Here is a 12,337-nt window from a genome sequence, read left to right as displayed (position 1 = left end):
CGGATCGAACGCGGAAAAAACAGTCGGAAACCGTTCCGCTCGCGCCGCCGTAGCCTTATGAACGTAAGCCCATGCCCAAGAGTGAGGCAGATCCGCTAGGGCTTCAGGGCGAAACGCTCGCGCAGAAGTACGACATCGAGGAGGTGGCCGGCGTTGGTGGGTTCTCCGTCGTCTACCGTGCTCGGCATCGCATCTGGAAAAAGCCCGTCGCAGTGAAGTTCTTCAACGCGCTGGCCGTGCCGGCGGGAGAACTGCGCAGCGGACTGCAAGACGCGTTCGTGCGGGAGGGTGCGCTGCTCGCGGAGCTGTCCAGCGTCTCTACCGGCATCGTGCAGGCCTGGGACGTGGGGACCTACACGAGCCCCAGCGGGGAGTGGCTCCCGTACATGGTGCTGGAGTGGCTCGCGGGGGAGGCCCTGGATCTGTATCTCGAGCGCGATCGCACCCGCTGGTCCCTGGAAGAGGCGATGCGCCTGCTCGCCCCGGTGGCGTCCGCCCTCGATGCCGCGCATCAGCGCGGCGTCGCGCATCGCGACGTGAAGCCGGGGAACCTTCTGGTCCTCGGCAAGCCGCGCTCGGCGAGCGCCAAGGTCAAGCTGCTGGACTTCGGCGTCGCCAAGGTCATGGAAGACAAGCGCGTGCGCGCCGCGCTGGCCACCACCGGCGGCACCATCCGCACCTTCACGCCGGACTACGGAGCGCCGGAGCAGTTCAGCAAAGGGCAAGGTGCCACGGGGCCGTGGACGGACGTGTACGCCTTGGCGTTGGTGTTGGTGGAGCTGCTCGCCGGTCGGCGCGCGCTGGAGGGTGAAGAGATCGTGGATCTCGCCCACGCCAGCATGGACGAGGCACGGCGCCCGACTCCCGCCGCGTTGGGCGTGAAGGTGCCCGCCGCCGTGGAGGCGGTGCTCGCTCGCGCCGTCGCCGTGAACACGGAAGCGCGCTACGGCAGCGCCGGGGAGTTCTGGGCGGCCCTGGAGGCGGGCCTGGCGGAGAGCAATCCTCACGCCCCCACGCTGCGCCCCGCGCAGCTGTCCGCCCTCTCTTCCCAGCCGGACACCACCGTGCAGAGCGCGCCGCTCACGGAGCACTCCGCGCCCCCCACGACGCCCTTTGGTTCCCCGGGCTCCTTCGCGCCGCCCGCGCAGCAGCCGCAGGCTCGCCACAGCGCGCCGGTGGACGCGACGCAGCTGTCCGCGACGGGGCCGAGCATGCACTCCCACAGCACTCCCGCGGCGACCATCTCCCGGCCGGTGCCCCCCGCGCCCTCGCGGCGAACCGGCATCCTGCTGGCGATGACGGGAGCATTGGGACTATTGGTTGCGGGGGGAGGTGGATTTTGGTTTTGGCGAAAGACCGCGGAACCGACGCGGACGCTGGAGTCGAAGTCCGTCGCGGCGCCGGAGAAGGTCGCCGCCTGGGCGGCTCGGCGCTTCTCGTGTCCGGACAACATGGTGAAGATCCCGGCCGGGCAGTTCTACATGGGCTCGGACCTGGACGAAGCCCTGCCCACGGAGAAGCCGTCCTTCAGCGTAAAGCTCGACTCCTTCTGCATGGATCTCACGGAAGTGACGATGAGCGCGTATCTGTCGTGCTCGAACGACGGCAAGTGCAAGCGCCCTTCGGCGGACGTGCGCTGGCCCGGCATCACCGAGCACCAGCGCGAGGTGTACGGACCGCTGTGCAACGTGAACAGCTCCAATCGCGGAGATCATCCCGTCAACTGCGTGAGCTGGGACATGGCCGATCACTTCTGCACGACCCGCGGCGCGCGGCTGCCCACGGAGGCCGAGTGGGAGTACGCCACCCGCGGTCCGGATGGCCGCATCTACCCCTGGGGAGACGAAGAACCCACGGCCGCGCACCTGAACGCCTGCGGTACGGAGTGCGTGAAGTGGGGGGAAGAGCACGGCGAGTCCCTGACCGCGCTGTACGACGCGAGCGACGGCTTCCCCACCACGGCGCCCGTCGGTCATTTCCCCGCCGGCCGCTCGCGCTTCGGCCCCATGGACGTAGTGGGCAACGTGTGGGAGTGGGTCGCGGACTGGCAAGGCCCCTACACCGCCAGCGAGAAGGTGAACCCCAAGGGCCCCGCCAGCGGCACCCGCAAGGTGATCCGCGGCGGGGGCTGGAACGGCAGCTACAAGAGCTGGCTCCGGCCTTCGTTCCGCTACGCGCAGGACCCCGAGGCCCTGAGCCACGGCATCGGCTTCCGCTGTGCCATGACCTTGCCGCGCAAAGCGGAGTGACGCCTCACATCGACTTCGGATCCGGCTTTTCGAACACGAGCACGAAGCGATCGCTGCTGCCACGCTTGTCCCCGGCGGCTCCCGGGGAAGCGCTCCAGTCCCGCGAGTCCTCCGGGTTTTCCAGGAAGTGGCCCTCCTTGGCCAGGTGGAAGCCGGCGCGCTCGATCTCTTGCTGCACCACCGACTTCTCCACGCGATGAAGCGTCTTCACGTCCTCGGCGCCGTGCCCCTTCTGCGCACTGTGATCGACGATCACGTACAAGCCGCGGGGGCGGAGCGCCTTGAACACGGCCTTGTTCATCTTGTCGCGGTCCACCTTCATCCAGAAGGTGTCGTGATAGAAGAGCACGTTCACGACCGCGTCGAGGTCCTTCACGTCCTTCGGAAACGGGTCGTCGAACTCGCGGTCCAGCCGGGTGACGTTCTTCATCACCGGCTTCTTCATGCGCTCGGTGAGCGGCTTCTCCGCGAAGCGCTCCAGGATGAACTTGTTGTTCTGCGCGTACACCTTGCCCTTGGGGCCCACGGCGCGCGCGAGGATCTCCGTGGTGTAGCCCGAGCCCGCGCCGAGCTCGGCCACCTTGGCGCCGGACTGAAGCTCGATGAACGCGAGCAGCTGGTCTTCCTTGCGCCCAGCATCCAGCGCGCGATCCGCCTCGCTGCGGTCCGGTGCGCGCATCAGCGCGGCGATGGCCTCCGGCACCGGGATCGGCTCCGGCGGCTTCGGCTTGGGAGCAGGCTCGGGCTTCTCCGCCATGGCGGAGGTGGGCGGTTCCACGATCACCGGAGCCACGTCCGCGCGCGGCGGCGTGGGCTCGGGGGAGTTGGCCGGCGGCGGCGAGGAACAGGCAGTGAGGAGCAGCAGGGGGAGTGCGCGGCGCAGGAGCATGCCCCGAGGCGTAGGGCGCACCGCGCGGGTCGTCAACGCGTCATTCGCTCGCCGAACCCTCGGCCCACTTCTCGAGCAGCGCTTTGTCCGCGTCGCTGAGCTTCGCGTCGGGATGCATCGGAGTGTAAAACCACGGCGGCATCTCCCCCTCTTGCACCTGCTCGCCCACTTCCTTCTGCTTGTGGGCGCGGCGCTTGTCGTTCAGCTTGTCCCACTCGCTGAAGTTCAGGTGCTTTCGCCCCTCCACCACGTCCCGATAGACGAGGAAGGAGACCGGGGCGACGCGGCTGTACCAGGGCCACACCGTCTGGTTGGAGTGGCAGTCCCAGCAGGCGCGGTGGAGCACGGCCTTCACGTCGTCGGGGGCCTGGACCTCGGCCGTCACCGGCGGATTGTCGTGGGGCAAAATGACCAACTGCATGAGGACCAGCGCGGCCCCCACTCCAATGGCGATCTTCGCGGTGCGTTTCATGGCTCCGCCACCGTAGTACCCGCTGGGTGAGAAGACGAGGCACCGGCGGTAGCGAAGTGCTCCATGTCACGCGCCCGCGGCGGGTGTAGACGTGCGCCATGTCCGCTCGTCCCCATCACGAGTCCGTCCCCTGCGCAGTGTGCGGCAAACCGTTTGGCTCTCACGAGCTCCGCTCGGTCGCCGTGCTTCGTCCCAACATTCGCCCCTATCTGGAGAACGCCGCGGGGCACCCGCTGCCAGCAGACGCCCGCGCCTGCGCCCACTGTCTGAACGCCGCGCGCGTCGAGAACGTCGTAGAGCGACTGGAGCGAGAGCGAGGCGAGCTCTCGGCGGTGGACGCCGACGTCGCACGCCGCGCCGCGCAGCACGCTCCCCTGGACGAAGCTCCCGAGGCGAACCTGAGCTTCGGACAAGCTCTGGCGGACCGCGTAGCGCGCGTCGGCGGTTCTTGGCCGTTCGTGATCGGCTTTCTGATCGTGCTGGTCGCCTGGATGGCGCTCAACACCGTCGTGCTGGCCACGCGAGCCTTCGACCCTTTCCCTTACATCTTGCTCAACTTGGTGTTGTCCTGCGTGGCCGCGATCCAAGCGCCGGTGATCATGATGTCGCAGAACCGGTCGGCCGTGCGTGACCGTGCCCAAGCGGAACAGGACTATCGCGTGAATCTGAAGGCAGAGCTCGAGATCGCGCTGCTTCACGAGAAAATGGATCACCTGCTGCATACCCAATGGGAACACATGGCGGAGATCCAACGCACCCAGCTCGAGCTCTTGGAGCAGCTCAGCGAACGAAGTCCGGCGAGCTCGCGCGGCTGAACGCTAGACTGACGGGTGATCACGGGCGGAGGTGGTCATGATCACACGGAAGTTGATGGCGATCGCGATCGTGGGAGCGTTCGCGGCGGCGTGCTCGAGTGGCAGCGGGGGCGGAGGTGGCGGCGCCAACCCGGGCTCGTATCAGCACTGCACCACGGACAGTGAGTGCCCGACGGGCCAGGCTTGCGACACGGAGCACGGCAGCTCCAGCGACGGCTATTGCACGCCGCTCTGTTCCACCGACAACGAGTGTCCCATGGGCTACGACTGCCCCGGCCTGGTGAAGGACCAACCCGGCGAGTGCGACGAGATCGGCGACCACGCCGGCGGCCAGGGCCTCTGCGATCAGTTCAACGGCGTGGCCGGCCCCAACACCTGCTGATACTTCAGGGCAGCGGGTGGGCGAGGAAGAACTTCACCATTTCCTCGCTGGCGTTGATGTCCTGCGTCAGCTTGCCGGTGGGGCCCGCGCTCTTGCCCCCCGGCCACTGGTGGCCACCGTTGTTCACGGTGCACAGCCGCACCGCGGCGCCGCCCTGACACTGGGACGCCTCCACGCATTGGGTGTCGCCGTTGTCGTACACCTGCGCCGGGTTCTTGTCGGTGCAGGCGGCGTTCTTGCTCCAGAAGGCGAAGTTCTCCGGCACGCTGACGGCGCCCCCGAGCCCGCCGCCGTTGTAGGGCACGACGAAATCCCCAGTGCCGTGGAACTCGATCATGGGCATGAAGCGCGTGGGATTGCAGCCGTCCATCGCCAGCGGCCCGGCCACCGGGGCGAACGCCGCAATACGGTTGGACAGGTCGCACGCCAAGCGATTGCTGAGCATGCCACCATTGGAGAAGCCCGCCGCGTACACGCGCTTCTGATCGATGCACAGCACGCCGGCCAGGGTGTCGATGATGTCGCTCGCGAACTGCACGTCGAGAACCTTCTGCGCCGAAGCCGTGCCGCAGCACTTGCCCGCGTTCCAGCTGTTCTGGATGCCCTGCCCGTAGGCCACGATGAAGCCCTGAGCGTCGCTCACCGGGGTCATCTGGCTGATGGTCTCGAACTGCTCCGCCGTCTCCGTGTAGCCGTGGAACATCATCACCAGAGGCACGCTCTTGCTCGCGTCGTAGCTCGCCGGCACGTGCACCCGCACCTTGCGCTCGCTGCCACCCGACGTGATGGTGCGCTCCTCCGTGCCCGCCGCCACCGGCGGCAAGCCGCACCCTGACGCGCCGCCACCCCCCGCCGCGCCAGCCGTCCCCGCCGCGCCGCCGGTCGCCGGCTGCCCCGCAGCTCCCGCGCTACCGCCGTCGCCATCGCTGCCGGCGCTGCCCGCGCTGCCGCCCGTGCTCACACTCCCTGCTGCGCCGCCGCTGTTCGCGCCACCACTGCCGTACAGCTCGGCGTCGCTTTCGCCGCCGCAGCCGACGACGAACGTCAGCACCCAGAGACCCGTCAGCGCACGCCCGAGCATTCGCGAAATCTAGAGCCTCTGCTCGCGTTGATCGAGGGCTTGGCGTGCGGTTGTAGTTTTACGAGCCTGTTGGCTCGTCGCGAGCCCCTCGGGAACCCCCCAAGAGCTGCGCGGTGGAACGAATGGCAATGGCCCAAGCGTTCCTGTGCGCCGGCGCGAACACCAGATCGCCCTCCACCGCGGCCGAGACGATCTCTTCGAGCAGCGTCGCGGTCAGCCCGCCGATGCCTTCGCTGAACACCACCTCCACGAAACGGGTGAGCTGCGGGCGCACCAGATCCACCCGAACGGCTGCCCCGGTGGGCGCCGATTCCACGCTCAAGAGTGCCTGAACGCCGCCCTCCAGCCACAAGATCCAGCGATCACTCTCCGCCGGCAATCGCCAACCCACACCGGAACCACCTCGTACGATCGATGGCATCTGTCTCCCGCCCGAAGCAACACGAAGTAAGAAGGCATGAGTCTGCCATCCAACGCCGCGACGTTCAAACGTCGCGGGCCTTCACGATGAGGTAGCGCAGCGGCTCCGAGCTCGACGCATTCTCGATTGCGAGTGTCTGCCCTTGCGGTAGTGATACGACGACGCCGGAATGCAGTGGCACGGTGCGACCGGAAACCGTCGCGCTCCCGCGCCCTTCGATCACGATCACCACCTCCGGAAACTCTTGCTGCACGTGCGCGCCGACGCTGCCGTCGGGTTCGAGCTCACACGCGAGCAGGGCCGTGAAGGGGGGCATGGGGCTCGAATCCAAGCTCCACACGCGCACGGCATTCTTGCCGCCGAAGAGCGCGCTGCGACTGTCGTGGGGCAGCGCGCGATTGAACAGGTCGTTTTCGCTCATGGGTTCATCGCCGTGACGGGAGGCGCGACGGGTTTCGCGCCGTACCAACATTCTGCTGTCAATCAACACACGATCGCGTGGGCGGCAGCTCCACTCCGGTGCGCTCCTCGGTTGAGGCTTCCAGAGTGTCCACCGCTTTGAGGAGCGCCCACGACTCCTTGGAGTGCGCCTGGCGGGCTTGGGCGCAGCGCTTGACGTCGTCCCCGGGTTTGCCGGTGCGCTCGACCTGCAGGTCGCATGCGCTCAAGGCGGCATGCAGCGAGCGTGCCCTACTGCGCACGTCCGCGAGCATGCGCTCCGTGTCCGGATCCGCGATCTTGGCGAGCTGCGAGAGGGTCGCACCGGCCTTGCGCAGGGCCACGCCTTCTTGCGCAGCGGACCAGATCACGCAATCTCCGAAGCAGCCCCCGCCTTCTCCACGCTGGATCTTGCACAGCTCCGCGGCCGCGGGCCGGAGCTCTTGGGCCAAGGCCTCGTGCTGCGCGCGCTGTTCTCGGTTGCAGGAAAGCAAGAGCAGCGCGAGCGCCAGCCACTTCATGGCGTGAGGCGCTCCACGAGCTTTTCACCGGTGACGATGTTCTCCCCGTACACGTCCACCCAGTCCGCGCTCATCATGCCCGCCACCTTCACGTAGATGTGATCCAGGCGTGCGTTCTTCACGCCTTTGATGGTCGTGTAGGCCGTGGCCGTGCAGTAGCCGTCCGGCCCTTGCTTGGTCACGATCAGGAGCACGCGGTCCACCTGCTTGAGCTTGGCCAGGTACTCGCCGCCGACGCGCTTCTTCTTCTGGATGCGCTGATCCGAAAAGCCGTACGCCATGTACTGCAGACCCTTCAGCGGATGGGAGCCGGTGGGTGGGTCGTGCTGCAGCTCGCGCCAGTACGGAAACATGGCGCCGTCGCTGGTGGGCGTGCAGTGCTGATCCAGCCGAATGGCGTAGTCGACGTGGTCCTTGTCGTTGCTCTTCTCGATGTAGAACACCGTCTGCACGTCGTACGGACCGAAGCCGGGCTCGAGCTTGGGATCGCTGTTGGCGGGGTTCGGCTTGGCGCTGTGATCGTCCACCTTGGTCGAGGCGTAGCGCACCGGCGGCGGGATGGATTCTCCGCACCCCACGCAGATCAGCAGCGCAATGCATTGGCTCCAGAAGCGACGCACGAGAGCCATTATGCACGTTTTGGTTTTGTTGGCCCGGCGCGGAAACTCCGTAATCGGCGCAAAACGCCCCAAGGTTCAAGCCGGCTGCTCGGTCGCCTTCTCCACGAGCTCCCGCAAAAGTGCCGCGGAGCACGGCTTCTCCACCCACCGCGGCACGCCGTTTTCGAGGAAGGCCCGGGCCTTCGCGTCGGTAACGCCGCCGGTCATCATCACCACCCGCGCGGCCTGCTCGGGATAGTGCTCTTTCAAAGTGATGAACAGCTCGATGCCGGTCATCAGCGGCATGCTCACGTCGCACAAGATCAGGTCGAAGCGGCGCCCGGCCTCGAGCTCCGCGAGCGCGGCCTTGCCGCCGTCGGTGACGGTCACCTCGTGCTTGCGCAGCAGCCGCGCCATCATGGTGCGGATCATCGGCTCGTCATCGATGACCAGCACGCGCACTTTCTGGGTGGGGTCGGGCACGGGGTTACCATGATGATAACGGCTCCGGGCCGCGTCGAAAGCGAGGTTCCGCGCTGCACCGACAAATGTCAGTCGGCCTGCTGGACGATGGTACAGGTGCCCGTGCCGAGGTAGCGCGCCACGCGGGGAACCTGGGTCACGTACACGAATTGACCAAAGCTCTGCGGAGGGCCCCCGGCATCTGCCTTGGTGGAGGTGACGAGGTAGGGCACTGCGTCGAGCTCTTCGAGCGTGATGACGCCGTCGTCGTCGGCGTCCGCCTGGGCAAAGGTGTCGAACACCAGGGGCGCGTCTTCCGGCTCGGAATCCACCTGGAGCAGTGCTTCTCCGTGGAGCTCGATGTCGATGGGCAGCGTTTCGCCGCTGCGCAGCACGACGCCGCTGCGGTTGGCGTCGTCTTCCTTGACCGCGCAGTCGGAGTAGCCGACGCGGCGGCGGAAGGACCAGGAGAAGGACTTCTCGACGCCCTCTTTGGTCGCGTGCCCCGCGACCAGCAGGCTCACGCCGCGGTCTTTGGCCGAAAAGTCGCTGCCGGGCGTGCGCATCTCGGTCTTGTCGGCTTCCGTCACGCCGGCGCCGAGCAACGTTTCGAGGTCGGGGCTGTTGAGCCGAAAGCGGAACGAGCAGTGACCGAGGGCGTAGCTCTCGCTCACTTTCTGCGGCCCCAGCTGGTGACCGTCGAAGATGCGATCGTAGCGCGCGTCGGAGTACTCGGCGCAGGAGTCGCCGCTCAGGTTGGCGTGGCCGACGTCGATCAAGAAGCGATCGTAGGTCACCGACCAGCCGTCGGAAGTGATCCAACTGGGCGCGCTCTTGGCGCTGACCGTCACGTGGATGCTGCCGGGCACCGGGCGCGTGTCCTTCGGCAGGCAGGCGGTGAAGGCGAGGCCCAGGATGGCGATGGTCGATCGCACGTTAGAACCCTCCCTCCAAACCGACGCTGGGAATGCTCACGGGACCTATCTCCGTGCCGCGGAACACCTCCTTGTGCAAGGTGGCGTTGAGCATCTCGGCCACGAAGGCGAGCCACGCGGTCTTGGTCAGGTACCAGCGCTTCTCGAGGCGAAGATCGATGCGGTAAAAGCTCGGATCGCGCTCGGGGCTCGACGACCGGGGCCCACGGATGAGCCCGCCGGTGGACGAGGTCTTGGGGGCGCCCGTGTAGAACACGACGCGACTGCCGGCGCGCCAGCGGCGACCGAGATCGTAGGCCAAGGCGCCGCTCGCCACGTGGGTGCGGTCGAAAGCGCTCGGAAAGCTCTCGTTTCCGAGGCTGCGGGTGGAGCGCGAGAGCGTGTACGAGAGGTAGCCGCCGAAGCGCTTGGTGAGGCGACGGTGCAGGTACAGCTCGACGCCGACGGCGGAGCCGAGGCTCCGCGTATCCCGCTGGATTCCGCCGCGCCCGCTGGCCGTGCCCAGAGCGTCGCTCATGTTGAAAAAGGCATTCTCGAACGCCGTCACCTTGGCGGTGGTGGCCTCCGGCAGGTCCACCTCCACGCCGGCGCTGCTCTGCAGCGCGGACTGCAGGCCGCCCTGGAGGTTGCCCGGCGTGAGACCGGGAACCGGAACGACGAAGGCCGGCGGCTGATGCACCAGGCCGTAGGCGTGCACGATGTGCACCTTGTCGCTCACCGCGAAGCGCGCCGCGATGCGCGGGTCGAAGGCGGGCAGCGTGGACGATCCGGAGGTGTACAAGTCGAAGCGCAAGCCGGGCGTCACCTCGATGCCGGGCGCCACATCCAACACGAAGTCGGTCCAGGCACTGAGCGCCAGATCGCTGCGCGGCGGAAAACGATTGTTGAAGGCGATGGTGTCGGGGTCCTCCGGATCGGCGTACGCCGCCTTGTCCGCGGTGTAGTGATCGAGCGTGGCCTGGGTGCCCAGACGCCACTGACTCTTGGAGCTGAGGCGTTTGTGGAGCTCGCTCTTCACGTCCAGCGAACGGTCTTGCACGTTCTGTTGATCCGCCACGCGAGTCTGGTCGAAGCCGAGGGTCACGTCCGTGCGCACCATGCCGTCGTTCAGGCGGTGCTCGTAGCGCAGGTTGCCGCGGTAGAACTCGGAGCCGAACAGCACGCGAAAGATGCCGATGGTGGTCTGACCGAGCAGGTCGTAAGACCCGAAGGCGAACAGCGTGAGGCGATCCCGCGAGGTGACGTCGTAGCTCACTCGCGCCTGGTAATCCCGGTAGTCTATGGTCACGTCCGGCGCGAGCAGCGAGATGATCTTGGCGGTGTAGGAATAGCGCCCGCCCAGCAGCACCGTGCCCCGGCCGTCCGCGAAGCCGCCTTCGACCATCGCGCCGGCATCGAAGACGCGAATGTTGCCTTCGCCGTGCAGCTTCGCGAGGGGCTCAGTGGTTTCCGCGGACACGATGCCGCCGGCGTAGCGACCGAAGCGAGCGGGATAGCCGCCGGGGTACAGATCCACGCGATCGACCATCGCTGGCTGTACTACCGAAGGACCGATCGCAATGTGATACAGGTACGGAACGCGAACGCCGTCCAGGAAGTAGCCGACGTTTCCGGGTGGCGCGCCGCGAATGTAGAAGAAGGGCAAACCCGAGATGATCGGGGTGACGCCGGGCAGCGACTCGATGGCTCGGAATGGGTCGCCGAAGGCGCCCGGGAGCTGCCGCACCTCCGCGCGCGTGAGGCTGGACACCGCCGGAGCCGGCTTCTCGCCGTGGACAGTGACTTCGAGGACCTTTGGCTTGGCCGTCTCGGGTGGCGTGACCTCGGGGGCCGCGCCGAGGCGCGTCGTGACGTCCACGCGCTCCGCGCGGGCGAGGGTCGCGTCGCGCGAAATGGGCTCGAGGGCGTCCGCGCTGACCGTCAACTTGGCCGGACCGGGCGGCAGTGCCGGGAAGCTCCAGCGACCATCCGCGGCGGATTCCGTGCGCTGGACCGCGCCGTCGGAGGTCACGACTTCTATCGTGGCGCCGGCCAGCGGCTTCCCCGTGTCCCGGTCGAACACGCGACCTGCAAGCTGTGCCGGCGGAGGGTCGAAGACGTATTTGAACTTGATGCGCGCTGCGACGGGCGTGCCGTTCTTCTGCGCGGGGGCAAACTGGAGCTGCCGCGCGGCCGTCACCGCCGCTTCGTCAAAGCCGTACCCGCGCGGAGTGTCGACCTTCGCGTTCGTCACGGTGCCCGTGGCGTCGACGACCAGCTCGAGGATCACCTCGACGCGCTGGAAGTATCCTTCGTCGATCGCGCTGCGCGGATAGGTGACGGGCACTTCGTGCGTCACCTTCGGCATCGTCACGCCCTGGGCAACGCTCGGCGTCGCCCAGAGCACGAGCGCGAGCGCCAACCCAATGGTGCCGACAAGACGCAACACAGCTCGCCTTAGCCTTTGCCAACGTCGCCGCGCACGCAACATGTCTTGTGGGTTGGTCCGCCGCGGAACAGCGCGCGACGCGTTCTGCAGTCAGACGAGCTCCGCGCGAGCCCGCAGGGATTCCCGTCGCGCGCCCGCCGGCGGGAGCTCCGCCCGCGGATGCTCTCCCTCTCCGTCCCGCGCAAGCTCTCTCACCCGCGCCGCGCGGGAGCTCGCTCCATCTCCGTCCCGCGCAAGCTCTCTCACCCGCGCCGCGCGGGAGCTCGCTCCATCTCCGTCCCGCGCAAGCTCTCTCACCCGCGCCGCGCGGGAGCTCGCTCCATCTCCGTCCCGCGCAAGCTCTTCTCACCCGCGCCGCGCGGGAGCTCGCTCCATCTCCGTCCCGCGCAAGCTCTCTCACCCGCGTCGCGCGGGAGCTCGCTCCATCTCCGTCCCGCGCAAGCTCTCTCACCCGCGCCGCGCGGGAGCTCGCTCCATCTTCGTCCCGCGCCAGCTCTCTCACCTGCGCCGCGCGGGAGCCATCTTCGTCCCGCGCCAGCGCGGATGCTCGCTCACCTGCGCCGCGCGGGAGCCATCTTTGTCCCGCGCAAGCTCTCTCACCTGCGCCGCGCGGGAGCCATCTTTGTCCCGCGCAAGCTCTCTCAC

At 67.6% G+C, this 12,337-nt stretch carries 13 protein-coding genes; 3 read left to right on the top strand and 10 right to left on the bottom strand.

Features of this window, described 5'->3' with window-relative positions; translation table 11 throughout:
• The first annotated feature begins 71 nt into the window (after positions 1–71).
• Positions 72–2,249 (top strand): SUMF1/EgtB/PvdO family nonheme iron enzyme, encoded by a 2,178-nt coding sequence (locus H6717_30295; GenBank protein MCB9581360.1) that lies wholly within the window; start codon positions 72–74, stop codon positions 2,247–2,249.
• A 4-nt stretch (positions 2,250–2,253) separates the two neighbouring features.
• Here the strand turns inward: H6717_30295 and H6717_30290 are convergent, their stop codons facing one another.
• Entirely contained in the window at positions 2,254–2,952 is a 699-nt protein-coding gene (locus H6717_30290) for a class I SAM-dependent methyltransferase (GenBank protein MCB9581359.1), read from the bottom strand.
• Between the two features lie 226 nt (positions 2,953–3,178).
• Positions 3,179–3,610, bottom strand: coding sequence for a heme-binding domain-containing protein (locus H6717_30285; GenBank protein ID MCB9581358.1), 432 nt, complete (start codon positions 3,608–3,610; stop codon positions 3,179–3,181).
• A gap of 98 nt (positions 3,611–3,708) precedes the next feature.
• Here H6717_30285 and H6717_30280 point away from each other — a divergent pair, with 98 nt between their 5' ends.
• Together H6717_30280 and H6717_30275 are read left to right on the top strand one after the other, a co-directional pair.
• On the top strand, positions 3,709–4,425 hold the full coding sequence (locus H6717_30280; GenBank protein MCB9581357.1) for a DUF1003 domain-containing protein: 717 nt from the start codon (positions 3,709–3,711) through the stop codon (positions 4,423–4,425).
• Between the two features lie 37 nt (positions 4,426–4,462).
• On the top strand, positions 4,463–4,807 hold the full coding sequence (locus H6717_30275) for a hypothetical protein (GenBank protein MCB9581356.1): 345 nt from the start codon (positions 4,463–4,465) through the stop codon (positions 4,805–4,807).
• A gap of 4 nt (positions 4,808–4,811) precedes the next feature.
• On the opposite strand, the gene H6717_30270 is transcribed toward H6717_30275, so the two are convergent.
• From H6717_30270 to H6717_30235, 8 genes are all read right to left on the bottom strand, one after another.
• Positions 4,812–5,888 carry a hypothetical protein gene (locus tag H6717_30270; GenBank protein ID MCB9581355.1) on the bottom strand — a complete coding sequence of 359 codons (1,077 nt, stop codon included), beginning with the start codon at positions 5,886–5,888 and terminating at the stop codon, positions 4,812–4,814.
• Positions 5,889–5,946: 58 nt separating this feature from the next.
• Positions 5,947–6,279 carry a hypothetical protein gene (locus H6717_30265; GenBank protein MCB9581354.1) on the bottom strand — a complete coding sequence of 111 codons (333 nt, stop codon included), beginning with the start codon at positions 6,277–6,279 and terminating at the stop codon, positions 5,947–5,949.
• Between the two features lie 94 nt (positions 6,280–6,373).
• Positions 6,374–6,730, bottom strand: a complete 357-nt coding sequence (locus H6717_30260) for a cupin domain-containing protein (protein ID MCB9581353.1) — start codon at positions 6,728–6,730, stop codon at positions 6,374–6,376.
• Between the two features lie 58 nt (positions 6,731–6,788).
• Entirely contained in the window at positions 6,789–7,268 is a 480-nt protein-coding gene (locus H6717_30255) for a hypothetical protein (protein ID MCB9581352.1), read from the bottom strand.
• Positions 7,265–7,888 (bottom strand): DUF4833 domain-containing protein, encoded by a 624-nt coding sequence (locus tag H6717_30250; GenBank protein ID MCB9581351.1) that lies wholly within the window; start codon positions 7,886–7,888, stop codon positions 7,265–7,267. The genes H6717_30255 and H6717_30250 overlap by 4 nt, the downstream gene beginning before the upstream one ends.
• A gap of 75 nt (positions 7,889–7,963) precedes the next feature.
• Positions 7,964–8,350 carry a response regulator gene (locus tag H6717_30245; GenBank protein MCB9581350.1) on the bottom strand — a complete coding sequence of 129 codons (387 nt, stop codon included), beginning with the start codon at positions 8,348–8,350 and terminating at the stop codon, positions 7,964–7,966.
• Between the two features lie 68 nt (positions 8,351–8,418).
• Positions 8,419–9,264, bottom strand: coding sequence for a hypothetical protein (locus H6717_30240; protein MCB9581349.1), 846 nt, complete (start codon positions 9,262–9,264; stop codon positions 8,419–8,421).
• Position 9,265: 1 nt separating this feature from the next.
• On the bottom strand, positions 9,266–11,692 hold the full coding sequence (locus H6717_30235; protein ID MCB9581348.1) for a TonB family protein: 2,427 nt from the start codon (positions 11,690–11,692) through the stop codon (positions 9,266–9,268).
• Positions 11,693–12,337: the final 645 nt, after the last annotated feature.

It is taken from the genome of Polyangiaceae bacterium, assembly GCA_020633235.1.
Taxonomy (GTDB): Bacteria; Myxococcota_A; Polyangia; order Polyangiales; family Polyangiaceae; genus JACKEA01.
Note: the sequence above shows the minus strand (reverse complement) of the source record. Positions and strands in the feature narration are given on the sequence as shown.

Excerpts from the sequence above, each read along its gene's own strand:
- H6717_30285 (MCB9581358.1), bottom strand. The coding sequence starts at position 3,610 with ATGAAACGCACCGCGAAGATCGCCATTGGAGTGGGGGCCGCGCTGGTC.
- H6717_30280 (MCB9581357.1), top strand. The coding sequence starts at position 3,709 with ATGTCCGCTCGTCCCCATCACGAGTCCGTCCCCTGCGCAGTGTGCGGC.
- H6717_30270 (MCB9581355.1), bottom strand. The coding sequence starts at position 5,888 with ATGCTCGGGCGTGCGCTGACGGGTCTCTGGGTGCTGACGTTCGTCGTC.
- H6717_30260 (MCB9581353.1), bottom strand. The coding sequence starts at position 6,730 with ATGAGCGAAAACGACCTGTTCAATCGCGCGCTGCCCCACGACAGTCGC.
- H6717_30275 (MCB9581356.1), top strand. The coding sequence starts at position 4,463 with ATGATCACACGGAAGTTGATGGCGATCGCGATCGTGGGAGCGTTCGCG.
- H6717_30255 (MCB9581352.1), bottom strand. The coding sequence starts at position 7,268 with ATGAAGTGGCTGGCGCTCGCGCTGCTCTTGCTTTCCTGCAACCGAGAA.
- H6717_30295 (MCB9581360.1), top strand. The coding sequence starts at position 72 with ATGCCCAAGAGTGAGGCAGATCCGCTAGGGCTTCAGGGCGAAACGCTC.